This window comes from Streptomyces sp. NPDC001027, from assembly GCF_040299045.1.
Classification (GTDB): Bacteria; Actinomycetota; Actinomycetes; order Streptomycetales; family Streptomycetaceae; genus Streptomyces.
On sequence record NZ_JBEPBI010000126.1, the window covers coordinates 1 to 23116 of the forward strand.

The window sequence follows — 23116 nt, forward strand, 5'->3', positions numbered from 1 at the left end:
GACGCCGGGGGCCCTCCTCGCGCGCCGGGCGCTCACGCCAGCTTCAGCGCACCGGCCATCGTCGAGAGCTGGGCGAAGCCGGCCGTGCCCGCGACCACCGTGGTGGAGCCGCCGGCGTCCTGCAGCACGAGCGCGTCGTAGCGGCCGCCGGTGTAGCGGGTCCAGGTGCGACCGCCGATCTGCTCGGTGACCTTGGTCTCGGTCGCCCCCTGGCTGGCCTGCTCGATGAACTGCGAGCGCCGCTGAGTGGACTGCTCGATGGTCACGTACTCCCCGTCGGGGGTGTGGAAACCGAGGTGCCAGGCGTCGAACTCGTCGCCCCGGAAACGCACCGAGGTGGCCTTCCAGGTGCTCGGCAGGCCCTCGGGCGCGGCCACCGGGTACGACGCCGCGCGGCGCGCCGTGAGGAGTTCGACGCGGTAGTCGACCCGCTTGACGTCGGGAGCGCGATCGTCGTGGGGGATGAAGAGATAGATCACCCACGCCGCGATCATGATGAGCCCCAGGGAGAGGATCATGTCCCGGGCCGTCTTCTGTCTGCCGTTCGCACCTGCCACGCCCCCTATCGTCGCAGGTGCCCGGTGCGCTCATCCGTGGGGTCCCCTGCTCATTTTGTCGGACTGACGATAGAGTCGGTGACCGAACCCTCATCCGGCCGTCGTCGTATCAGTCAGAAAGGTGCGCTCCGATGACCGAGCATCATCATTTGCCGTCCGAACTCGATGTCCCCTCCGAGGCCCCGGACCGCAACCTCGCCCTCGAGCTCGTCCGGGTGACCGAGGCGGCCGCGATGGCCGCCGGCCGCTGGGTGGGACGCGGCGACAAGAACGGCGCCGACGGGGCAGCGGTGCGCGCGATGCGGACGCTCGTCTCCACCGTGTCGATGAACGGTGTGGTCGTCATCGGCGAGGGCGAGAAGGACGAAGCCCCGATGCTCTTCAACGGCGAGCGCGTCGGCGACCAGACCGGCCCCGAGGTCGACATCGCCGTCGACCCCATCGACGGCACCACGCTGACCGCCAAGGGCATGCCGAACGCGATCGCCGTCCTCGCGGCCACCGAGCGGGGCGCGATGTTCGACCCGTCCGCCGTGTTCTACATGGACAAGCTGGTCACCGGCCCCGAGGCCGCCGAGTTCGTCGACATCGACGCCCCCGTCGAGGTGAACATCCGTCGGGTCGCCAAGGCCAAGCGGGCCACCCCGGAGGACGTCACCGTCGTCATCCTGGACCGGCCGCGGCACGCGGGCATCATCGAGGAGATCCGGGCGACCGGGGCGCGCATCAAGCTGATCTCCGACGGAGACGTGGCCGGCTCGATCCTCGCGCTGCGCGAGGGCACCGGCGTCGACCTGCTGCTCGGCATCGGCGGCACCCCCGAGGGCATCATCTCGGCGTGCGCCGTGAAGTGCCTGGGCGGCGTCATCCAGGGCAAGCTGTGGCCCAAGGACGACGAGGAGCGGCAGCGGGCGATCGACGCCGGGCACGACCTGGACCGGGTGCTGACCACCGAGGACCTGGTGACCGGCGAGAACGTGTTCTTCGTCGCCACCGGCATCACCGACGGCGAACTGCTGCGGGGCGTCCGGTACCGGTCGGAGACCGCGACCACCGACTCGATCGTGATGCGGTCGAAGTCCGGGACGGTCCGGCGGATCGACTCCGAGCACCGGCTGAGCAAGCTGCGGGCCTACAGCGCGGTCGACTTCGACCGGGCCAAGTAGGCCACCGGCCCGGCAGGGCCGGAGAGCGGCTGAGGAGGGCGCCCCCGGTGCGGAGGGGGCGCCCTTCGTTCAGCCCGCCTGGGCTATGCGGTCCGCGGCGCGCACCGTCTTCTGCAGTTCCACGTCACGGCGGCGGCGCCGGGCGAGGACCACCCGGCGCTCGGCGGCGGTCAGACCGCCCCAGACGCCGTAGGGCTCGGGCTGCAGCAGCGCGTGCTCGCGGCACTCGACCATGACGGGGCAGCGCGCACAGACGCGCTTCGCCGCCTCTTCCCGGGAGAGCCGGGCGGCCGTGGGCTCCTTGGAAGGGGCGAAGAACAGGCCCGCCTCGTCGCGCCGGCACACCGCGTCGGTGTGCCAGGGGTCGTCCTGGTCCCTGTCGCGCCCTGGCGCCCGCCGGGCCGGGACGGCGGCGACCTGCAGGGGCGAATGCGGCGGTTGCAGCACGGGTCTTCTCCTGACGACGGCTTCGCGAGCGAGAGACGATGCAGCAGGCCTACCCGCTGTGCGCGTGCCTATGCACTGAGTTCCGGACCGCCGCCGCCGGGACCGCTCATGCCGCCCGACGACCGTCAGCGGTCCAGGTGTCTGCGCAGACTCCGGTCGACCTTGTCCTGAACCCGATCGAGAATGTCCGCCACGATCTTGCCCCGCTTGGGCCGGCCCTCGACGTTGCCCAGCACCGCCCAGCCGTCCACGTAGACCACCGGGGCGTCGGGCTCCGGGGAGTCGAGCGAGTCCACCTCGAAGTTGCCGAGCACCGCGCCGCCGGTGCCGCGCAGCGACACGTTCTCCGGGACGCGGACCTCCACGTTGCCGAAGATCGAGAACGCCTTGATCACGACCTGCTGGTACTCGAAGAGCGCCTCGGTGAGGTCGATCTCGACGGTGCCGAAGACCGCGTACGCGTGGATGCGGCGGCCGGCGCGCCAGCGGCCCCGGCGGACGGCGCTGCTGAAGATCGCGACCACGTTGTCGTCGGGGTCGGCGGGGATCGCGCCCGCCGCCGGACGGCCGGGGACGGCGGCCGGGGCGGCGCGCCGCTCGTGCGCGGCGGGCAGGTCCCGGACGAACGTCTGCAGCTCGCCCACCGTCTTGGCGGCCAGCACGCCCTCGACGCGTTCGGCGTGCTCGTCGGCGGTCAGCCGCCCTTCCGCGAGGGCCTCGCGGAGCATGTCGGCGATACGGTCCCGATCGGCGTCCGAGGCGCGCAGCTCGGCGGCCGGCGCGGGTGCGGCGGTCTGCTTCTGAAGGTCCACGACAGCAGCGTACCGAAACACGATAGATCGCGATACCCCGCCTCGCCGCCGGGCCCCCGCGCGCACTGAGCCTTACCTCACAGGCTCGCCGCCGGGAGCAGGTCCTACGCTGGTGAGCGCCCGCCAACGGAGGCGGTCGCCGTCTGTCGAGTGAGGAATGGGCACCGATGCCTGAGTTCGCGTACACCGATCTGCTCCCCCAGGGAGAGGACACCACCCCGTACCGGCTGGTGACCTCCGAAGGTGTCTCCACCTTCGAGGCCGACGGACGGACGTTCCTCAAGGTCGAGCCGGAGGCGCTGCGCAAGCTCGCCGCCGAGGCGATCCACGACATCCAGCACTACCTGCGTCCCACGCACCTCGCGCAGCTGCGCCGGATCATCGACGACCCGGAGGCCTCCGCCAACGACAAGTTCGTCGCGCTGGACCTGCTGAAGAACGCGAACATCGCGGCCGCCGGCGTGCTCCCGATGTGCCAGGACACCGGCACGGCGATCGTCATGGGCAAGCGCGGACAGAACGTGCTCACCGAGGGCGGCGACGAGGCGGCGCTGAGCCGTGGCGTCTACGACGCCTATCTGAACCTCAACCTGCGCTACTCGCAGATGGCCCCGCTCACCATGTGGGAGGAGAAGAACACCGGCTCCAACCTCCCGGCCCAGATCGAGCTGTACGCCACCGACGGCGGCGCGTACAAGTTCCTGTTCATGGCCAAGGGCGGCGGCTCCGCCAACAAGAGCTTCCTCTACCAGGAGACCAAGGCCGTCCTGAACGAGGCCTCCATGATGAAGTTCCTGGAGGAGAAGATCCGTTCGCTGGGCACGGCCGCCTGCCCGCCGTACCACCTGGCGATCGTCGTCGGCGGCACGTCCGCCGAGTACGCGCTGAAGACCGCCAAGTACGCCTCCGCGCACTACCTGGACGAGATCCCGGCCGAGGGCTCCCCGCTCGGGCACGGCTTCCGGGACAAGGACCTGGAGGAGAAGGTCTTCGAGCTGACGCAGCGGATCGGGATCGGCGCGCAGTTCGGCGGCAAGTACTTCTGCCACGACGTGCGGGTGGTCCGTCTGCCGCGGCACGGCGCCTCCTGCCCCGTCGCGATCGCCGTGTCCTGCTCGGCCGACCGCCAGGCCGTCGCGAAGATCACCGCCGAGGGCGTCTTCCTCGAGCAGCTCGAGACCGACCCGGCACGGTTCCTGCCCGACACCACGGACGAGCACCTGGACGAGTCCGGCGACGTCGTGCGGATCGACCTGAACCAGCCGATGGACGCCATCCTGGCCGAGCTGACGAAGTATCCGGTCAAGACCCGCCTGTCGCTGTCCGGTCCGCTCGTGGTGGCCCGCGACATCGCGCACGCCAAGATCAAGGAGCGGATGGACGCGGGCGAGGAGATGCCCCAGTACCTCAAGGACCACCCGGTGTACTACGCCGGCCCCGCGAAGACCCCCGAGGGGTACGCGTCCGGCTCGTTCGGCCCGACCACGGCCGGCCGCATGGACTCCTACGTCGAGCAGTTCCAGGCGGCGGGCGGCTCCAGGGTGATGCTGGCCAAGGGGAACCGCTCCCAGCAGGTCACCGACGCCTGCGCCAGCCACGGCGGCTTCTACCTCGGCTCGATCGGCGGCCCGGCCGCGCGCCTCGCGCAGGACTGCATCAAGAAGGTGGAGGTCGTCGAGTACGAGGAGCTCGGCATGGAGGCCGTCTGGAAGATCGAGGTCGAGGACTTCCCGGCGTTCGTCGTCGTCGACGACAAGGGCAACGACTTCTTCAAGGACCCCGCCCCCGCGCCGACGTTCACCTCGATCCCGGTGCGGGGTCCGGGACTGGGCTGACGCCACCGGGCGCGCCGCCCCGCCGGCGCGCCGCCGCCTGGCGCAGTGGCCCGAACGGCCCTGCGCCAGGAACAAGCGGGGCGGCCCGCACGCTGTACCGGTCATGAGCGACTACCGCATCGAGCACGACTCCATGGGCGAGGTCCGGGTGCCCGCCGAGGCCAAGTGGCGGGCGCAGACCCAGCGCGCCGTCGAGAACTTCCCCGTCTCCGGACAGCGCCTGGAGCGGGCGCACATCGAGGCGCTCGCCCGGATCAAGGGGGCCGCGGCCAAGGTCAACGCGGGGCTCGGGGTGCTCGACAAGGACATCGCCGAGGCGATCCAGGAGGCCGCCCGCGAGGTGGCGGACGGGAAGTGGGACGAGCACTTCCCCGTGGACGTGTTCCAGACCGGCTCCGGCACCTCGTCCAACATGAACGCCAACGAGGTGCTCGCCACCCTGGCCGGCGAGCGGCTGGGCCGGGAAGTGCACCCCAACGACCACGTCAACGCCTCGCAGTCCTCCAACGACGTCTTCCCCTCCTCGATCCACATCGCCGCGACCGCCGCCGTCACACGTGACCTGATCCCCGCACTGGAGCACCTGGCCGACGCCCTCGGCCGCAAGGCGGAGGAGTTCGCCGACGTCGTGAAGTCGGGGCGGACCCACCTCATGGACGCCACGCCCGTCACCCTCGGCCAGGAGTTCGGCGGTTACGCGGCCCAGGTGCGGTACGGCGTCGAGCGGCTCACCGCCTCCCTCCCCCGGCTCGCCGAGCTACCGCTGGGCGGCACGGCCGTCGGCACCGGCATCAACACGCCGCCCGGCTTCTCCGCCGCCGTCATCGAGGAGGTCGCCCGCAGCACCGGGCTGCCGCTGACCGAGGCGCGCGACCACTTCGAGGCCCAGGGCGCGCGCGACGGGATCGTCGAGACCAGCGGGCAGCTGCGGACGGTCGCGGTCGGCCTGACGAAGATCGCCAACGATCTGCGGTGGATGGCCTCGGGGCCGCGCACCGGACTGGCCGAGATCAGCCTCCCCGACCTCCAGCCCGGGTCCTCGATCATGCCCGGCAAGGTCAACCCGGTGATCCCGGAGGCCGTCCTCATGGTCGCCGCGCAGGTCGTCGGCAACGACGCGACGGTCGCCACGGCGGGCGCGGCGGGCAACTTCGAGCTGAACGTCATGCTGCCGGTGATCGCGAAGAACGTCCTGGAGTCGATCCGGCTGCTCGCCAACGTGTCGCGGCTGCTCGCCGACCGGACCGTCGACGGGATCGTCGCCCACCGCGAACGCGCCCGTGAGTACGCCGAGTCCTCGCCCTCCGTCGTCACCCCGCTGAACAAGTACATCGGGTACGAGGAGGCCGCGAAGGTGGCCAAGAAGGCGCTGGCGGAGCGCAGGACGATCCGCGAGACGGTCCTCGCGGGCGGATACGTGGAACGCGGCGACCTGACGGTCCAGCAGCTGGACGAGGCCCTGGATGTCCTGCGGATGACGCGCCCGTGACCTTTCGCGCCCCGGCGTGAGAACCGTGTCACGCGCCGCAGCGTCATATGGCCATGGCACCTAATATCTCTCCATGGCAGACGGTGAAGCGGTGAGACGCGTGGGAACGGGCGATGCGGCGGCCTTCTGGGAGCCCGGGGACCGGATCCTGTGGCGCTACCGGGAGAACGGCGGCGCCGGGTTCCACATCGCCCGCCCGGTCACCGTGGTGCGCGACGACGCGGAGGTGCTGGCGGTCTGGCTCGCGCCGGGCACCGAGTGCGTCAAGCCGGTGCTCGCGGACGGCACGCCGCCGCACCGGGAGCCGCTGCGCAGCCGCTACACCAAGCCGCGCACGGTGCAGCGCGACCGCTGGTTCGGCACCGGCGTGCTGAAGCTGGCCCGGCCGGGCGAGCCCTGGTCGGTGTGGCTCTTCTGGGAGCCGGGCTGGAAGTTCAAGAACTGGTACGTCAACCTGGAGCAGCCGCTTGCCCGTTGGGACGGCGGAGTGGACTCCGAGGACCACTTTCTGGACATCTGCGTCTACCCCGATCACAGTTGGGGCTGGCGCGACGAGGACGAGTTCGCGCAGGCCCAGCAGGACGGACTGATGGATCGGACGGTCGCCGAACAGGTGCTGCTGGCGGGCCGCAGGGCGCTGGAAACCATCCGTGCCTGGGGGCCGCCGTTCGACGAGGGCTGGCAGCACTGGCGCCCGGATCCGTCCTGGGCCGTACCGTTGCTGCCGGAGGACTGGGACCGTACGCCCGCGCACATGTCCACATGAGACCCTTGATGCGCCCCCGGGCAACAAACGTAGGATCGTCCTCCGCAAGGCACGCTGGCAGTAACTCCCGGAGCAGTCGCCGGGTCTGACCGAACGTCACCGAGGGGCGGCAGGACGTGAGCGAGGGGTACGAGGGCAACACCGGCGGCACGCTCGGCGTCGGCCACCCGGGCCGCGGGCGGTCCTCGGGCGACACAGGAACAACCTCTGACCACGCGGGAATTCCGTTCCAGGGACACGTATTCCGGGTATCGGGTTTCCTGCGGGACCAACTGCGCGCGCGGCGCGCAGCCCCGGACGGACGGATTCGACACGCGTGACGGAGCAGCCCACCTCCTACGAACGCCCCCAGGGCGTCGACCCCACGGACCCCCGTGGGGCACTCCTGCATACTCCGGCGCCCGCGCCGGGCCCGTCCGCCTTACCGCCCGACGCCTCGGGTACGACGACGTGCGGCAAGGGCGGAAAGGGCGACATGGGCGGCCAGGGAGCCAAGGGTAAGGACGCGGCCGGCGCGGAGGCGGGTGCGGGCGCCGAGCACTCCCAGCCTTCGGCGACGGCGGAGTCGGACACGCACCGGCCACGCCCGGCGCCCGAGTCCATCCCGGCCCAGCCGGGCGGCGACGGACACCAGGAGCGCGGTCCCGGCGGGCAGGAGCGGCGCGCCGGCGTCGGGGTGACGCCCGGCCGGCCCACGCCCATGCGGCGGGAGGGCGACCGGCTGCGCTTCGTGGGCGCCGCCACCCGGCGGATCGCCCGCGGTCTGGACCTCGACGAGATCGTGATGGGGCTGTGCCGGGCCACCGTGCCGACCTTCTCCGACGCGATCCTCGTCTATCTCCGCGACCCGCTGCCGGTCGGCGACGAGCGGCCCGCGGCGGACCGCATCATGCTGCGGCTGCGCCGCACCGACCGGATCCCGGAGGAGCGCGACACCGAGACCGGCTTCGCGGCGCTGGCCCTGCCGCTCCCGGAGCCGGCGGAGCTGACCGCGGAGCTGTCCGCCTCGGTCGGCGACATGTGCGAGGTGCGGCCCGGCGGGGCGCTCGCGGAGGTGCTGCGCGGGGTGCGTCCGGTGTTCGCCGACCATCCGGCCGCACGCGCCGCGCTGCCCGAACTCCTGGGGTCGGACAGCACCTTGGCCGTCCCCGGCGGTCAGCGGGCGATCCTGGCCCCGTTGCGGGGCCGTCGCCGGGTGATCGGCGCCGCGGTGTTCCTGCGCCGTCCGGAGCGCATCCCGTTCGAGAACGACGACCTGCTGGTCGCCGCCCAGCTCGCCACCCACAGCGCCCTGGGCATCGACAAGGCGGTGCTGTACGACCGTGAGGCGTACATCGCCGACGAGCTGCAGCGCACGATGCTGCCGGAGACCCTGCCGCGTCCCACAGGCGTGCGGCTGGCCTCGCGGTATCTGCCCGCGGCGGAGACCGCGCGGGTCGGCGGCGACTGGTACGACGCCATCCCGCTGCCCGGCAGCCGGGTGGCGCTGGTGGTGGGCGACGTCATGGGGCACTCGATGACGTCGGCGGCCATCATGGGCCAGCTGCGCACCACCGCGCAGACGCTCGCCGGTCTCGACCTGCCGCCGCAGGAGGTCCTGCACCACCTCGACGAGCAGGCCCAGCGGCTGGGCACCGACCGTATGGCGACCTGTCTGTACGCCGTGTACGACCCGGTCGCGCACCGCATCACCATCGCCAACGCCGGCCATCCGCCGCCCGTGCTGCTGCATCTGGGCGGCCGTGCGGAGGTGCTGCGGGTTCCGCCGGGCGCGCCGATCGGCGTCGGCGGGGTCGACTTCGAGGCGGTGGAGCTGGACGCGCCGGCCGGGGCGACGCTGCTGCTGTACACCGACGGCCTGGTGGAGTCCCGGCTGCGGGACGTGGCGACCGGCATAGAGCAGCTGCGGGAGAAGCTCGCGGCCACCGCGCAGCTGACCGGACCGGATCATCCGCCGCCGCTGGAGGCGCTGTGCGACGAGGTGCTCGACATGCTCGGCCCGGGCGACCGGGACGACGACATCGCGCTGCTCGCCGCCCGCTTCGACGGGATCGCGCCGAGTGACGTGGCGTACTGGCTCCTGGAGCCGGAGGACGCCGCGCCGGGCCGGGCCCGTCGGCTGGCCCGGCGGGCGCTGTCCCGGTGGGGTCTGGAGGACATGTCCGACTCGGTGGAGCTCCTGGTCAGCGAGGTCGTCACCAACGCCGTGCGGTACGCGTCGCGGCCGGTGACGCTGCGGCTGCTGCGCACCGATGTGCTGCGCTGCGAGGTCGGCGACGACGTGCCGCAACTGCCCCGGCTCCGGCAGGCCCGGGCGACCGACGAGGGCGGTCGCGGCCTGTACCTGGTCAACCGGCTGGCCCGGCGCTGGGGTGCCACCCGGCTCAGCACCGGCAAGGTCGTCTGGTTCGAGCTGAACCGGGGTTAGGGCGTCCCTCTCGTGGACCGAGAGGACCCCGCCCAGGTGCGACGACGAGAGGGGCGCCCGGAGATCTCCGGGCGCCCCTCTGCGCTGTTCCCGTGCTGTTCCGCTACTGGCCCAGGAGCGGATTGGCGGGATCGTCTCCGGCCGACGGATCGTCCGGGCTCGGTGACGGCGACGAACTCGGCTTCGGCGACGACGAAGGCGACGAACTCGGCTTCGGCGAAGACGACGGCGACGAACTCGGCTTCGGCGACGACGAAGGCGACGAACTCGGCTTCGGCGAGGAGGACGGCGACGACGAAGACGACGGCGAGGTGGACGGGGACGGCGACGACGTGCGGACGGCCGCGCCCTGGTCGGTGTCCAGGTCGAACTTGCTGACCTTGGTCGAAACGCCGAACGTATACGTCGCCCAGATCTGCGCCGGGAAGCCGCCGCCGTTGATGCGGCCCCTGGTCGAGGTCAGGCCGGTCGTCGCGCCGGTCAGCGGCACCTGCGCGTGGGTCTTGGCGTCCTCGCCGAACAGACCGACCGAGGTCACCAGGTCGGGGGTGTACCCGGTGAACCAGGCGGACTTGTTGTTGTCGGAGGTACCCGTCTTGCCGGCCACCTTCTGACCCTTGCGCAGCGGGTTGTCGCGCACGGACTTCTTGGCGGTTCCGTCGTCGACCACTCCGGTGAGGACCGAGGTGACGGAGTCGGCGGCCTCCCGGTCGATCACCTGGCCGCCGATGGCCTTGGCGAGCTTGAACGACGGGTGGGCGCTGTTCTCCGCCGACTTGATGATCGCCGGGGTGACCTTCTTGCCGTGGTTGTCGAGGGTGGCGTAGACACCGGCCATCTGCAGGGGGCTCGCGCTCATGGTGCCCAGGGTCTGGGCGGGCACGGCCTTCAGGTTCTTGGTGTCCATGCCGAGGTTGCCGGCGACCTTCAGCACCTCGGGCATGCCGACGTCGACGCCCATCTGCGCGAAGACGGAGTTGATCGACTGGTTCAGCGCCGTCTGGACGGTGACGTCGCCGTAGTCCTGGTCGTCCTCGTTCTCCGGCGCGAAGCCGATGTCGCTGCCGACGACGGGGCGCTTGCTGGTGCCGTCGTAGAGGGTGTCGGCGGTGATCTCCTCGCCCTTCTGCGTCTTGGCCTTCTCGTCGAAGGCCGCGGCGAGGATGACGGGCTTGAAGGTGGAGGCGGGCTGGTAGTCGGTGCGGGTGGCGTTGTTGACGAAGTGCTCGGTGTAGCCGACGCCGCCGTACATCGCCACGACCGCGCCGGTCTTCGGGTCCACGGACACCGCACCGGCCTGGACGTTTCCGTCGACCTTGCGCTTCTTCTTGTCGAGCTTGCTGGTCAGCTGTTCCTTGACCGTCTCTTCGAGCTGCTTCTGCTTGCCCTTGTCGATGTTCAGCTCGATGTTCCACCCGCCCTTCCTGACCAGTGCGTTGGCCGACTCGAGATCGTCGGCGGCGCCCTGGGCCACGAGCTGGCGGGCGAGTTCGGCGTTGGCCGCGTCGACCAGGTAGCCGACCTGGCCCTCCTTGCCGGGGGCGGGCTTCGGGTCCAGGGGGACCGGGAACTTCATGGCGTCGCGTTCCGACTTCTTCAGCCAGTCCTGCTCGACCATGTTGTCCAGGACGTAGTTCCAGCGGGCCGTGACCAGGCGCTTGCCGGTGTCGGAGGCGGCGGTCCAGTCGTACTGGCTGGGCGCCTGGAGCAGCGCGGCGAGGTAGGCGCCCTGCGCGACGGACAGCTTGTCGGCGTCGACACGGTAGTAGGCCTGGGCGGCGGCCTGGATGCCGTACGCGCCGCGGCCGTAGTAGCTGGTGTTGATGTAGCCGGCCAGGATGTAGTCCTTGGACTCCTCCCGGTCCAGCTTGAGGGAGATGACCAGTTCCTTCAGCTTGCGCGTGACGGTCTGTTCCTGGCTCAGATAGTAGTTCTTGACGTACTGCTGGGTGATCGTCGAACCGCCCTGCGCGCCCTTGCCCATGAGCGTGTTGAGGACACCGCGGGTGGTGCCCTTGAAGTCGACGCCGGCGTCGCTGTAGAAGGTCTTGTTCTCGGCGGCGACGAAGGTGTGCTGGACGGCCTTGGGCACCGAGGCGAGGTCGACGTTCTCCCGGTTGACCGTGCCGTCGCGGGCGAGGATGGCGCCGTTGCCGTACTTGTAGACGTTGCTCTGCAGGTCGGCGTCGGGATTGCCCTTGGGGATCGGCGTGCTCACGTACAGCCAGACGAAGGCGCCGATCACGGCGACGGCCAGACCGAGGAACGTGCCCAGTATCTTCTTCCAGGTGAAGATCCGGCGTATGAGGCTCTTGTCCTTCTTGCCGGCCTTCCCTCTGCCGCCCTTGGCGTTCTTCTTCGCGCCTCTGCGGGCGGCCGCGCGGCCGCCGGTCGCGGCGCCGGTCCCGCCGGTGGCCGAGGGGGTAGGGGGCGCCACCGACTCCGTCTCCGTCGAGCGGTTCCTGGGCGCCGCGCGGCGGCCACCGCGCTGTCGCGCTCGTCTCTCTTCCGCTCGTCCCATGAGTCCGCTCGCTCCGCTTCCTACTCGGCAGTCACACCAGTGCCCGGGGCAGGGCCAGGTCAGCTCAGAAAGCTAACACCGCTCTCTATGACGAAGCGCTCCCCTTCCGGCCTTCGCAGGGCGTGAGAATGCGCACCCCGCACGGCGGAACCGGTAGAACGTCCCCACCGATTCGACGTTCGAGAGGGGCTCAGGGTTGCCATCCAGAGGTAAAGTGATATCACTTAGCTAGACAGTCGATCGCTGAATCGGCTGCTGACGAGAGACGGGGGACCACCATGTCCGCGCACGACCCTTCGGCCACCGCCGAGCACGCCCACGCCGCCGACATCGCCGACACGCCCGACATGCCCGCCCCGCGCGTGCACGAGTTCCCCGCGCACAGCGTGGGGGGCGGGGTCGCGCTGCTGCTCGGCCTGCTCGGTCTGCTGGCCGGCGGCGGGCTGATCGCCGCGGGCGCCGTGATGACCGCGGCCGGCTCCAAGGCGGCGCTCATCGTCGCCGGCGTGCTGGTCGCCGTGGCCGCGTTCCTCGCCATGTGCGGACTGAACACGGTGGCGCCGGGCGAGGCCCGCGTGGTGCAGCTCTTCGGCCGCTATCGCGGCACCATCCGCGAGGACGGACTGCGCTGGGTGAACCCGTTCACGTCGCGGGAGAAGATCTCCACCCGGGTCCGCAACCACGAGACGGCCGTGCTCAAGGTCAACGACGCCTACGGCAACCCGATCGAGCTCGCCGCGGTCGTGGTGTGGAAGGTGAAGGACACCGCGCAGGCCTCCTTCGAGGTCGACGACTTCCTGGAGTTCGTCTCCACCCAGACCGAGGCGGCCGTGCGGCACATCGCCATCGAGTACCCGTACGACTCGCACGACGAGGACGGGCTCTCGCTGCGCGGCAACGCCGAGGAGATCACCGAGAAGCTGGCCGTGGAGCTCCACGCGCGCGTGGAGGCGGCGGGCGTGCAGATCATCGAGTCCCGCTTCACCCACCTCGCGTACGCTCCCGAGATCGCCTCGGCGATGCTCCAGCGCCAGCAGGCGGGCGCGGTGGTCGCGGCCCGGCGGGAGATCGTGGACGGGGCGGTGGGGATGGTCGAGGCCGCGCTCGGCCGGATCGCCGAGCAGGGCATCGTGGAACTGGACGAGGAGCGGAAGGCGGCGATGGTGTCCAACCTGATGGTCGTGCTGTGCGGGGACCGGGCGCCCCAGCCGGTGCTGAACACCGGAACCCTCTACCAGTGACGGTCCCCTCCGGGGGGACGGCCCCTCAGGGCCGGCCGCAGCGCAAGCAGGTGCTGCTGCGGCTGGACCCCGCGGTGTACGAGGCGCTCGCCAGGTGGGCCGGGGAGGACCTGCGGTCCGCCAACGCCCAGATCGAGTTCCTGCTGCGGCGGGCACTGCGGGAGGCGGGGCGGCTGCCCGGCGACGCCGGCCCCATGCCCCGCCGCGGCCGTCCCCCCGGGGGAAATCCGCCCGGGGGAAGCCCCGCGGGCGGGCCTCCGGGCGGGCCTCCGCCGGCCTGAGCGTCACGCCCGGCCGCCCGTGCGGACGCGCGGCTGTTGCGAAACGGTGACAACCGCCCCTCACCTGCGCACTCCCACCCCCCGCTGCCACCTGCGCACTCCTCGTATACACGCCGGGTATACACCGCATGTACAGTCCTGGCATGTCCATCGGTCACACCCTTCTGGGACTCCTGGAGTCCGGACCCCGCCACGGTTACGACCTCAAGCGGGCCTTCGACGAGAAGTTCGGTCATGACCGGCCGCTCCACTATGGCCAGGTCTATTCGACGATGTCGCGCCTGCTGAAGAACGGGCTCGTCGAGGTCGACGGCATCGAGGCCGGCGGCGGCCCCGAGCGCAAGCGGTACGCGATCACCGACGCCGGGATCACCGACGTCGAGCGGTGGCTCGCCACGCCCGAGAAGCCCGAGCCGTACCTGCAGTCCACGCTCTACACGAAGATCGTCCTCGCGCTGCTCACCGGTCGCGACGCCGCCGACATCCTCGACGAGCAGCGGGCTGAGCACCTGCGGAGCATGCGCATACTGACCGACCGCAAGCGCAGGGGCGACCTGGCCGACCAGCTGATCTGCGACCACGCCCTGTTCCACCTCGAGGCCGACCTGCGCTGGCTGGAACTGACCGCCGCGCGCCTCGAAAGACTGAAGGCCACGGTGACCGCATGAACGCCCCCGGGGGATCCCTTCTCGTCGCCGAAGGGCTGCGCAAGGCCTACGGCCCGACGATGGCGCTGGACGGCGCCGAGTTCTCCATCCACCCCGGCGAGGTCGTCGCGGTGATGGGCCCGTCCGGCTCAGGGAAGTCGACCCTGCTGCACTGCCTCGCCGGCATCGTGACGCCCGACTCCGGATCGATCATGTACGACGGCCACGACCTCGCCACGATGAACGACACGCAGCGCAGCCGACTGCGGCGCACGGACTTCGGGTTCGTGTTCCAGTTCGGCCAGCTCGTGCCCGAGCTGACGTGCGTGGAGAACGTCGCGCTGCCGCTGCGGCTGAACGGCGCCCCGCGCAAGCAGGCCGAGCGCACCGCCCTGACCTGGATGGAACGGCTCGAGGTCGACGACCTCGGCAAGAAGCGGCCCGGGGAGGTCTCCGGCGGGCAGGGGCAGCGGGTCGCCGTGGCGCGCTCGCTCGTCACCGGCCCCCGCGTGCTGTTCGCCGACGAACCGACCGGCGCGCTGGACTCGCTCAACGGCGAGCGCGTGATGGAGCTGCTCACCGAGGCCGCCCGGACGGCCAACGCGGCCGTCGTCCTCGTCACGCACGAGGTCCGGGTCGCCGCCTACTCGGACCGCGAGATCGTCGTCCGGGACGGCAGGTCGCGGGACATGGAGCGCGTCATATGAGTCCTGGCCAGTGGTCCAGGGATCTGGGCCTGGGGGTCCGGTTCGCGTTCTCCGGCGGACGGGAGGGGTGGATCCGGGCCGTCCTGACGGCCGTCGGCGTCGGGCTCGGCGTCGCCGTGCTGCTGCTGACGACGGCGGTGCCGAACGTGATCTCCGTACGGCACGAGCGCGAAGAGGCCCGGCTGGACTGGGCGTTCGTCGACCCGCCGCCGGCCAAGGGCGACGACACCCTGGTCATCGCGCAGGTCGACACGACGTTCCGCGACAAGGACGTACGCGGCCGGCTGGTGGAGCCGGAGGGGCCGCGCGCGCCGCTGCCGCCCGGCGTGAGCCGGTTCCCGGCCAAGGGCGACATGGTGGTCTCGCCCGCCCTGAAGAAGCTGCTCGCCGCGGACGGCTCGGCGCTGCTGCGGGAACGGCTGCCGTACCACGTCGTCGGGACCATCGGCGAGAGCGGGCTGGTCGGTTCGCAGGAACTCGCCTACTACGCGGGCGGCTCCGAGCTCGCCGCGCACGTCGACGGCTACGGGGCGAGCCGGCTCAAGACGTTCGGCAACCCGCATCGGACGGCCGAGGAGGCCGACCCGGTGCTGATCCTGCTGATCCTCGTGGTCATCGTGGTGCTGCTGATGCCCGTCGCCGTGTTCATCGCCGCCGCGGTGCGGTTCGGCGGCGAACGGCGCGACCGCAGGCTCGCCGCGCTCCGGCTGATCGGCTCGGACGGCGGGATGACCCGGCGCATCGCGGCCGGCGAGGCCATGGCGGGCGCGCTGCTCGGACTGGTCCTCGGCACGGTGTTCTTCCTGATCGGCCGCCAGGCGGCCGGAACCGTCGAGGTGATGGGCGTGAGCGTGTGGCCCAGCTACCTCGACCCGTCCCCCGTGCTGGCCGCGCTGGTCGCGCTGGCGGTGCCCTCGGCCGCGGTGCTGGTCACCCTGTTCGCGCTGCGCGGCGTGGTCATCGAACCCCTCGGGGTGGTCCGCTCGGCGAAGCCGTCGCGGCGCCGGCTGTGGTGGCGGCTGCTGCTGCCGGTGGCCGGCCTCGCGCTGCTCTACCCCATGATCGGACAGGGTCGCGGCAACGGCGAGTTCAACGAGTACCTGGTGGTCGGCGGCGTGCTGCTGCTCCTCGTCGGGATCACCGCCCTGCTGCCGTGGCTCGTCGAGAAGGTCGTCGCCCGGCTCGGCTCGGGCGGCGTCGCCTGGCAACTGGCCGTACGAAGGCTCCAGTTGAGCAGCGGTACGGCGGCCCGCATGGTCAACGGCATCGCGGTCGCGGTGGCCGGGGCCATCGCCCTGCAGATGCTGTTCGCCGGGGTCGAGAGCGACTACACGAAGTCCACGGGCAAGGACGAGCGCGTCGCCCAGATGCTGGTGACCGTGCCGCGCGGCCCGTCGCTGGCGCACACCCGGCAGGAGTTCGCCGAGACCGAGGGCGTCAGCAAGGTCACCGCCCTGTGGGAGGAGTACCTGGGCGACAGGTCCTGGCAGTCGAAGAACGGCCCGAACCTCTCCACCGAGCTGACCGTCGGCGACTGCACGGCCCTGCGCGAGGTGGCGAAGCTGCCGTCGTGCAAGGACGGCGACCTGTTCGTCCTCGACGGCAGCGAGTACTCCACCGACGGCCCGAAGCTGAACCAGCCCGGCAGGAAGCTGTACATGGAGACGGGCGGCTCCTTTCCCGGCAAGGTCACGGAGACCGTCTGGACCGTGCCAGCGGGCGTGCGGGAGGCGCCGGCGATCCCTGACATGACCGGCCAGCGGCGCGGCGGCTTCCTGCTGACGCCCGGCGCGCTGCCCAAGGAGGCCACGACGGCGCTCCGCGGCCGGCTGTACCTCTCGTTCGACGAGTCGACGCCGGACGCCTACGAGCACGCCCGCAACACGGCGGCGCGGCTGGACCCGCTGGCCCAGCCGATGAACTGGTCGGCCACCCGGCAGGACTCGAAGTACTCCTCCATCCGCAACGGGCTGTTCGTCGGGTCCGCGTGTGTGCTGCTGCTGATCGGGGCGAGTCTGCTGGTCTCGCAGCTGGAGCAGTTGCGCGAGCGCAAGAAGCTGCTGTCGGCCCTGGTCGCCTTCGGCACCCGGCGGCGCACGCTGAGCCTGTCGGTGCTGTGGCAGACGGCCGTCCCGATCGCGCTGGGACTGCTGCTGGCGCTGGCCGTGGGGCTCACGCTGGGCGCCATCCTGCTGAAGATGACGGGCGCGACGGTCCGCGTCGACTGGGGCAGCGTGCTGGCGATGACCGGCTTCGGCGCGGTGATCGTGCTGTTGGTGACGCTGCTGAGCCTGCCGCCGCTGCTGCGGCTGATGCGGCCGGACGGCCTGCGCACGGAATGACCTACGAGGTGACGTACGAAGTGACGTACGAGGTGACGTTCGGAATGACGTACGGCCTGCGCACAGTCTGAGCCGAGAAGACGACGGTCCCTCCCCGCCCGGGGAGGGACCGTCCGCGTTCAGTCAGGGCCGGCACTCCCCGTTCACAGCTGGTACTCCCGCACCACCCTTCGCACCTGCGCGAACAGCATGCCGACGTTCACGGACTTACGGCAGACGACCACCGCGACGACGTCCTGCTGCTCGGTCATCCTCACGAACAGGTGGGTGAGGTTCTCGCTGTTGACGAGGATCTCCTGGAAGAAGTGGTTGTCGCTCTGGTTCCCGCGACGCTCCTTGAAGACGTCTTCGATCATCACGACCGTGCGCCCCTGGAACAGGTCGAGCGTCGCTCCCGCCAGCAGGTCCAGCACCTCCGGCGGGTGGTTGTCGACGGTCTCGTAGGACAACAGCATGCCGGTGGCCATGTCGACGACGCCGGAGGCGACGCAGTCGGGGGCATCCGTACGCAGTGACTTGACCAGGCCCATCACCTGGTCGGAGAAACCCGGGGTCATACGCTTCGTCGCCATCCCTTCAGACTCCTTCGGCGGTCTTCACGGTCGTCGTCCGGTCGGTGAGGATCAGGTCGATCCTGCGCAGGGCCGGCTGGGTCGCCCGGTGCAGGCGCTCCACGTCCATGCCCTCGTCGCCGAGGACGACCATCAGCGCGGTGTCTCCGACCGCGTAGAACGCGGCGCAGCCGTGGCTGCCGTAGGCCACCGTGCGGTGCAGTGCGCCGCGGGCGGTCGCCTCGGCGGTGCGGCGGGCGAGGCCGAGGCCTGCCGCGGCGAGGGCGGCGAGGCCCTCGGGGTCGATCGAGTCGGCCGTGTCGGCGGCGATGAGCAGTCCGTCGGCCGCCGCGACCGCCGTGTCGGTGATCCCGGCCACCTGCTCGCGCAGGCCGCGCATCTCCCGCGCGAGGGCTTTGTGGTCCATGAGTGCAACTCCCCTGATTCTGATGGCATGTGACCGTCTGTTCTCTGTGGGGGCGTCCGCGTGCCGTGGGCTCCGGCGTGGCCGTGGGGCCGTGGAGCGGTGGAGCGGTGGAGCGGTGTGGCGGGGCCGTCATTTCGCCGTCGGGTTGCGCAGGCGGAAGAACTCCTTCCATCCGGGGCCGTTCCGTTCCGGCGTGAGGGCCTCGTGGATGCCGCTGGCGCCGGGCCTGCGGCGGGGCAGCGCGGTCGCCTCCGGGGCCGGCGGCGGCTGCGGCGGGGGCGGCGCCGGCTCGCGGGGGCGCACTCCGTGTCCGTCGGGCGGCAGCCGGACGGGGATCGGGTGGGGCGACTCCACGCACTCCAGGAGCCCCTCGCCCAGCATCCGGGCCACCTCGACGGTGACGGTGTACACCCCGCGACCGGTGCGGAAGGCGAGGTCGCGGGCGGTGCGCCGGCCGTCCGCGTGGGCGAGCAGCTCGCGCTGCAGGGCGCCCAGGCGAGCCGCGGCCAGGGAGAGCGGAGCGGGCACGGGACGCTCTCGGTCCGGGCGCACGGGGCATGGCATCGCCAGCAGCGCGGCCAGCTTGCGGGAGGCGACCTGGAGCAGCCGGGTGGGCGGTTCGCCGACGGGAACCGAGGCGGGCGACGGGCCCGTCGCCGGACCGCGTTCGCAGCCGTCGACGCTGCCCGCGACGACCGCGAACGCGGCGTCCTGGAGGGCCATCGCGCACACCACCCGAAGCTGGGCGGCGCCCGTGTAGCCGTGGGCGACCAGCCCGGCGGCCGGCCAGCGCGCGCCGCCCGACTCGCGCACCAGCGCGGTCCACTCCTCGCCGCCGATCCGGCCGGAGCGCAGCAGCAGCGCCTCGGGGGCGGGCGCGCCCGGCGACTCGACGGCGACGACCAGGCCGCCGTCCAGATGGAAGACGCCGCCGGGCGAGCCGGTCACGCGCAGTTCCCCGGTGAAGCCGTCCCGGCCGCACGCGGCGAGGTCGCGTGCCAGCAGCTCGTAACCCGACATCAGCCCGACATCACTCCCCTGCGGCCTCTCGCACACACGCCTGACGCGTAGCGCTGAGGAGGGAAGGTGTATCAGTCAGGGCGCACCGCCCAGCGGGGGATTTCCGACCTGCCCCCAGCTGACGGAAGTTGTTCCCCGGATGGACCCAAATCGCTTTGTTCGGCGCTCATTTGACCGATTGGCGGACCTCAGTCGTCGTCGCCGAGCACCCGGACCGGCAGGGGTCGCAGCGCGTCGCGCAGCGCGCCCGCCAGCTCCTCGTACTCCGCCCCGCGCGCCGCGCCGACGCGCATCGCGAAGGCGATCCGGCGTGCGGGCGCGGGGGCCGCGAAGGAGCCGGTGAGCAGCCGGGTGCTGCGGCTGGTCTCGACGGTGACGGCGGTGCGCGGCAGCAGCGTGCAGCCCAGGCCGCCGGCGACCAGCTGGACGAGGGTCGACAGGCCGGCGGCCGTGGTGGTCACCGGCGCGTCGCCGCGGCCCGCCTCCCGGCAGATGTCGAGGGCCTGGTCGCGCAGGCAGTGCCCCTCGTCCAGGAGCAGCAGGTTGAGCTCCCTGAGCGCCTCGCGCGCGATGCCCTGCCGTCCGCCGAGCTCGTGGCCGAGCGGCGTCACGAGGACGAAGTCCTCGTCGAACAGCGGCAGTTCGCGCACGCCGGGGACGCCGAGGGGCACGGCCAGCAGCAGGAGCTCCAGACGGCCGGTGTGCAGGCCGTCGAGGAGGCCCGCGGTCTGCTCCTCGTGGACCTGGAGGTCGAGGTGCGGATAGCGCTCGTGGACCAGGTGCAGCACGGTCGGCAGCAGGTAGGGCGCGACGGTCGGGATGACGCCGAGCCGCAGCGTCCCGGTGAAGGGGGCCCGCACCGCCTCGGCCTCCTCGATCAGCGCCTCCATCTCGCCCAGCACCGCCCTGGCCCGGACGACGAGCCGTTCGCCGGCGGGCGAGAGCAGGACCTTGCGGGTCGTACGCTCCAGGAGGGTGACCCCGAGGGACTCCTCCAGGGCCGAGACGGCGCCGGACAGCGCGGGCTGGCTCATGCCGATCGCGGCGGCCGCGTCCCGGAAGTGCAGGTGCTCCGCGACGGCCACGAAGGCCCGCAGCTGGGCCGGGCTGGGCGACCGCCGCTTGGCGTGCACGGCCCTGCCGACCGCCGCCCGACCGACCGCCGGACCGGTAGGCGCTGCGCCGCCGGCCGGTCCGCCGCGCCCGATCCTGTCGGCCGCACCCTTGGCATCCACATTACCCTCTGTCACTGATAGCCGTTCTCGATCAACCCAATCGAGTGTAGCCATTTCCCGAATCAATGCACCCTGTGCCACGATCTGAGCCGTCCAACCCACGAGGAGTGTCCGCAATCCGGACATCCCTTCGCTGCAAGGAGAGCGTGTGCTCACTGTCGGTGACAAGTTCCCCGAGTTCGAACTGACCGCCTGCGTCTCGCTGGAGAAGGGTGCGGAGTTCGAGCAGATCCACCACAAGTCCTACGAGGGCAAGTGGCTCGTGGTCTTCGCGTGGCCCAAGGACTTCACCTTCGTCTGCCCCACCGAGATCGCCGCGTTCGGCAAGCTGAACGAGGAGTTCGCCGACCGTGACGCGCAGATCCTCGGCTTCTCCGGCGACTCCGAGTTCGTCCACCACGCCTGGCGCAAGGACCACCCGGACCTGACCGACCTGCCGTTCCCGATGATGGCCGACTCGCGGCACGAGCTGATGCGCGACCTCGGCATCGAGGGCGAGGACGGCTTCGCCCAGCGCGCCGTGTTCGTCGTGGACCCCCACCGCGAGATCCAGTTCACGATGGTCACCGCGGGCTCCGTGGGCCGCAACCCCAAGGAGGTCCTGCGGGTCCTGGACGCCCTGCAGACCGACGAACTGTGCCCCTGCAACTGGACCAAGGGCGAGAGCACCCTCGACCCGGTCAAGCTGCTGGCCGGGGAGTGAGCTGAGATGTCCCTCGACGCCCTGAAGTCCGCGATACCGGACTACGCCAAGGACCTGAGGCTCAACCTGGGTTCGGTCATCGGCAACTCCGACCTCCCCGCACAGCAGTTGTGGGGCACGGTCCTGGCGACCGCGATCGCCTCCCGCTCCCCGATCGCGCTGCGCGAGCTCGCGCCGGAGGCCAAGGCGAACCTGTCGCCGCAGGCCTACACCGCGGCGCGGTCGGCCGCGGCCGTCATGGCGATGAACAACGTGTTCTACCGCACCCGCCACCTGCTGTCGGACCACGAGTACGGCAACCTCCGGGCCGGTCTGCGGATGAACGTCATCGGCAACCCCGGCGTCGACAAGGTCGACTTCGAGCTGTGGTCGTTCGCCGTCTCCGCGATCAACGGCTGCGGGCTGTGCCTCGACTCCCACGAGCAGGTGCTGCGCAAGGCGGGCGTCGAGCGCGAGGTCGTCCAGGAGGCCTTCAAGATCGCCTCGGTGATCCAGGCGGTCGGCGTGACGCTGGACGCGGAAGCGGTCCTGGCCGACGTCTGATCCGCACGCGCCGGCCTCTCCCCCGCCTCATTCCCCGCTCACCGCAACGCGGCAGGGCCCGTCGATCGCCGACGGGCCCTGCCGCGGTCGGGTGCCCGCTCGCGTACGCGGTCGGGTGCTTGTTCGCGTGCGCGTTCGGTTGCCTGTTCGCGTGCGCGGTCGGTGCGACGACTATCCGGGCGGCGCGACCGGCCCCTCGTCGGCCGGAGGTTCGGGTTCCCGGCTCTGCCGCGCGGCCGTCACGGGCGCCACCCGCGAGGCCGTCGCTCCTCTCGGCCGGGGCGCGTGCCGCAGGGCCTGCTCCCTGGAGTAGGCGTGCAGATAGCCCACCACCGTGTTGGTGACGGCCACCAGGGGCACGGCCACGATGGCGCCGCCGATGCCCGCGATCATGCCGCCCGCCGCGACCGACAGGACCACCGCCAGCGGATGGACGCGCACCGCGCGCCCGAGGATGAACGGCTGGAGGATGTGTCCCTCGATCTGCTGGACCGCGAGCACGACGGCCAGGGTCATCACCGCCGTGAACACGCCCTGGGTGACCAGCGCGACCACCACTGCCAGCGCGCCGGACGCCACCGCGCCGACGAGCGGGATGAACGAGAACAGGAAGATGAAGACGGCGAGCGGGACGGCCATCGGCACGTCGAGGAAGTAGATGCCCAGGCCGATGAAGACGGCGTCGATCAACGCGACGACCACCGTGCCGCGCACATACGCCGTGAGCGTGGCCCAGGCCCGCGGGCCGGCGCCCGCCACGCCCGGCCGGGCCGCGGCCGGGACCAGCTTGAGGGTCCACTCCCAGATGCGCTTGCCGTCGTAGAGCAGGAAGAGCGTCGAGAAGAACGCCAGCAGGATGCCGGTCAGCGCCTCGACGACGACGGTGACGCCCTCCAGACCCGCCGAGGTGATCGCGTCCGTGTTGTCGCCGATCGCGTCCCGCAGGTTCTTCGCGATGCCGTTGATCTGCTTGTCGGTGACATGGAAGGGGCTGTTGAGCAGCCAGCGGCGCAGATCGTCGATCCCGTCCTGCACCTGGTCGGAGAGGTTGTCGATGTTCGCCATGACCTGCCAGGTCACGAACCAGCCCATCAGGCCGATGACGACGAACCCGAGGATCGCGGTCAGCGCGGTGGCCGCGCCGCCGGGCACCCCTGCCCGCTTCAGCCGGGCCACGGTGGGCTGCAGCAGCGCCGTGAGGAGCAGCGAGACCACGAAGGCCATCACGACCAGCTGGATCGCGGTGATGACCTTCATCAGCACCCAGACGGTCCCCGCGAGCACCAGCAGTCGCCAGCCGGCCTCGGCGGCCACCCGGACCCCCCACGGCACGGCCTGAGCGGGATCAGGCCGCGGGGCGGGCTCGAGGGGCTCGGGGTACTCCTCGGGGGACGGCGC

The 23116-nt window shown here is 71.4% G+C and carries 21 protein-coding genes; 12 read left to right on the plus strand and 9 right to left on the minus strand.

Translation table 11 applies throughout. The features are described 5' to 3' along the window. Positions 1-32: 32 nt before the first annotated feature. Positions 33-557, minus strand: a complete 525-nt coding sequence (locus ABT300_RS27835; RefSeq protein ID WP_351681086.1) for a DUF4245 domain-containing protein — start codon at positions 555-557, stop codon at positions 33-35. Positions 558-688: 131 nt separating this feature from the next. Here ABT300_RS27835 and glpX point away from each other — a divergent pair, with 131 nt between their 5' ends. Then, positions 689-1723, plus strand: a complete 1035-nt coding sequence (gene glpX / locus ABT300_RS27840; RefSeq protein ID WP_057584419.1) for a class II fructose-bisphosphatase — start codon at positions 689-691, stop codon at positions 1721-1723. Positions 1724-1792: 69 nt separating this feature from the next. Here glpX and ABT300_RS27845 read toward each other — a convergent pair whose 3' ends face one another. Further along, complete coding sequence (locus tag ABT300_RS27845; RefSeq protein WP_351681089.1) at positions 1793-2170, minus strand: WhiB family transcriptional regulator; 378 nt, start codon at positions 2168-2170, stop codon at positions 1793-1795. Between the two features lie 125 nt (positions 2171-2295). Beyond that, the gene (locus ABT300_RS27850) at positions 2296-2982 is read right to left on the minus strand and encodes a DUF1707 SHOCT-like domain-containing protein (protein ID WP_351681092.1); all 687 of its coding nucleotides are present in this window, start codon (positions 2980-2982) and stop codon (positions 2296-2298) included. Positions 2983-3149: 167 nt separating this feature from the next. Between ABT300_RS27850 and ABT300_RS27855 the strand changes: the two genes are divergently transcribed. From ABT300_RS27855 to ABT300_RS27870, 4 genes are all read left to right on the plus strand, one after another. Further along, a complete protein-coding gene (locus tag ABT300_RS27855) occupies positions 3150-4817 on the plus strand; it encodes a fumarate hydratase (RefSeq protein WP_351681094.1) in 1668 nt (555 codons plus the stop codon). Between the two features lie 103 nt (positions 4818-4920). Next, positions 4921-6306, plus strand: coding sequence for a class II fumarate hydratase (locus tag ABT300_RS27860; RefSeq protein ID WP_319191791.1), 1386 nt, complete (start codon positions 4921-4923; stop codon positions 6304-6306). 73 nt (positions 6307-6379) lie between these two features. Further along, entirely contained in the window at positions 6380-7072 is a 693-nt protein-coding gene (gene fomD, locus ABT300_RS27865) for a cytidylyl-2-hydroxypropylphosphonate hydrolase (RefSeq protein WP_351681097.1), read from the plus strand. Between the two features lie 316 nt (positions 7073-7388). Further along, positions 7389-9500, plus strand: a complete 2112-nt coding sequence (locus ABT300_RS27870) for a SpoIIE family protein phosphatase (protein ID WP_351681100.1) — start codon at positions 7389-7391, stop codon at positions 9498-9500. A gap of 103 nt (positions 9501-9603) precedes the next feature. On the opposite strand, the gene ABT300_RS27875 is transcribed toward ABT300_RS27870, so the two are convergent. Continuing rightward, positions 9604-12021 (minus strand): transglycosylase domain-containing protein, encoded by a 2418-nt coding sequence (locus tag ABT300_RS27875; RefSeq protein ID WP_351681103.1) that lies wholly within the window; start codon positions 12019-12021, stop codon positions 9604-9606. Between the two features lie 278 nt (positions 12022-12299). Between ABT300_RS27875 and ABT300_RS27880 the strand changes: the two genes are divergently transcribed. The 5 genes from ABT300_RS27880 to ABT300_RS27900 all read left to right on the plus strand — a co-directional run bounded on the left by ABT300_RS27880 (position 12300) and on the right by ABT300_RS27900 (position 17239). Beyond that, a complete protein-coding gene (locus tag ABT300_RS27880) occupies positions 12300-13262 on the plus strand; it encodes an SPFH domain-containing protein (RefSeq protein ID WP_351681105.1) in 963 nt (320 codons plus the stop codon). Continuing rightward, a complete protein-coding gene (locus ABT300_RS27885) occupies positions 13259-13543 on the plus strand; it encodes a type II toxin-antitoxin system antitoxin (RefSeq protein WP_351681107.1) in 285 nt (94 codons plus the stop codon). Before ABT300_RS27880 ends, ABT300_RS27885 begins: the two co-directional genes overlap by 4 nt. Positions 13544-13686: 143 nt before the next feature. Then, positions 13687-14211 carry a PadR family transcriptional regulator gene (locus tag ABT300_RS27890; protein ID WP_351681109.1) on the plus strand — a complete coding sequence of 175 codons (525 nt, stop codon included), beginning with the start codon at positions 13687-13689 and terminating at the stop codon, positions 14209-14211. Beyond that, a complete protein-coding gene (locus ABT300_RS27895) occupies positions 14208-14897 on the plus strand; it encodes an ABC transporter ATP-binding protein (protein WP_351681111.1) in 690 nt (229 codons plus the stop codon). The genes ABT300_RS27890 and ABT300_RS27895 overlap by 4 nt, the downstream gene beginning before the upstream one ends. Next, positions 14894-17239, plus strand: a complete 2346-nt coding sequence (locus tag ABT300_RS27900) for an FtsX-like permease family protein (RefSeq protein ID WP_351681113.1) — start codon at positions 14894-14896, stop codon at positions 17237-17239. Before ABT300_RS27895 ends, ABT300_RS27900 begins: the two co-directional genes overlap by 4 nt. A 143-nt stretch (positions 17240-17382) precedes the next feature. On the opposite strand, the gene ABT300_RS27905 is transcribed toward ABT300_RS27900, so the two are convergent. The 4 genes from ABT300_RS27905 to ABT300_RS27920 form a co-directional block, all read right to left on the minus strand. Further along, positions 17383-17811, minus strand: coding sequence for a hypothetical protein (locus ABT300_RS27905; RefSeq protein ID WP_351681115.1), 429 nt, complete (start codon positions 17809-17811; stop codon positions 17383-17385). A gap of 4 nt (positions 17812-17815) precedes the next feature. After that, positions 17816-18217: a roadblock/LC7 domain-containing protein gene (locus ABT300_RS27910; protein ID WP_351681117.1), complete on the minus strand. Its 402-nt coding sequence runs from the start codon at positions 18215-18217 to the stop codon at positions 17816-17818. A 129-nt stretch (positions 18218-18346) separates the two neighbouring features. Continuing rightward, entirely contained in the window at positions 18347-19237 is an 891-nt protein-coding gene (locus ABT300_RS27915; RefSeq protein WP_351681119.1) for a MarR family transcriptional regulator, read from the minus strand. Between the two features lie 188 nt (positions 19238-19425). Further along, entirely contained in the window at positions 19426-20370 is a 945-nt protein-coding gene (locus tag ABT300_RS27920; RefSeq protein ID WP_351681128.1) for a LysR substrate-binding domain-containing protein, read from the minus strand. 250 nt (positions 20371-20620) lie between these two features. Between ABT300_RS27920 and ABT300_RS27925 the strand changes: the two genes are divergently transcribed. Continuing rightward, entirely contained in the window at positions 20621-21175 is a 555-nt protein-coding gene (locus tag ABT300_RS27925) for a peroxiredoxin (protein ID WP_351681121.1), read from the plus strand. A gap of 6 nt (positions 21176-21181) precedes the next feature. Continuing rightward, positions 21182-21718 (plus strand): alkyl hydroperoxide reductase, encoded by a 537-nt coding sequence (locus ABT300_RS27930; RefSeq protein WP_351681123.1) that lies wholly within the window; start codon positions 21182-21184, stop codon positions 21716-21718. A 171-nt stretch (positions 21719-21889) separates the two neighbouring features. On the opposite strand, the gene ABT300_RS27935 is transcribed toward ABT300_RS27930, so the two are convergent. After that, positions 21890-23116, minus strand: a 1227-nt coding sequence (locus tag ABT300_RS27935; protein ID WP_351681125.1) for an AI-2E family transporter, incomplete at its 5' end; no start/stop codon positions are given.

Coding starts and splice junctions, on each gene's coding strand:
- glpX (WP_057584419.1), top strand. CDS start 689: ATGACCGAGCATCATCATTTGCCGTCCGAACTCGATGTCCCCTCCGAG.
- ABT300_RS27855 (WP_351681094.1), top strand. CDS start 3,150: ATGCCTGAGTTCGCGTACACCGATCTGCTCCCCCAGGGAGAGGACACC.
- ABT300_RS27860 (WP_319191791.1), top strand. CDS start 4,921: ATGAGCGACTACCGCATCGAGCACGACTCCATGGGCGAGGTCCGGGTG.
- fomD (WP_351681097.1), top strand. CDS start 6,380: ATGGCAGACGGTGAAGCGGTGAGACGCGTGGGAACGGGCGATGCGGCG.
- ABT300_RS27875 (WP_351681103.1), bottom strand. CDS start 12,021: ATGGGACGAGCGGAAGAGAGACGAGCGCGACAGCGCGGTGGCCGCCGC.
- ABT300_RS27880 (WP_351681105.1), top strand. CDS start 12,300: ATGTCCGCGCACGACCCTTCGGCCACCGCCGAGCACGCCCACGCCGCC.
- ABT300_RS27890 (WP_351681109.1), top strand. CDS start 13,687: ATGTCCATCGGTCACACCCTTCTGGGACTCCTGGAGTCCGGACCCCGC.
- ABT300_RS27895 (WP_351681111.1), top strand. CDS start 14,208: ATGAACGCCCCCGGGGGATCCCTTCTCGTCGCCGAAGGGCTGCGCAAG.
- ABT300_RS27900 (WP_351681113.1), top strand. CDS start 14,894: ATGAGTCCTGGCCAGTGGTCCAGGGATCTGGGCCTGGGGGTCCGGTTC.
- ABT300_RS27905 (WP_351681115.1), bottom strand. CDS start 17,811: ATGGCGACGAAGCGTATGACCCCGGGTTTCTCCGACCAGGTGATGGGC.
- ABT300_RS27910 (WP_351681117.1), bottom strand. CDS start 18,217: ATGGACCACAAAGCCCTCGCGCGGGAGATGCGCGGCCTGCGCGAGCAG.
- ABT300_RS27915 (WP_351681119.1), bottom strand. CDS start 19,237: ATGTCGGGTTACGAGCTGCTGGCACGCGACCTCGCCGCGTGCGGCCGG.
- ABT300_RS27930 (WP_351681123.1), top strand. CDS start 21,182: ATGTCCCTCGACGCCCTGAAGTCCGCGATACCGGACTACGCCAAGGAC.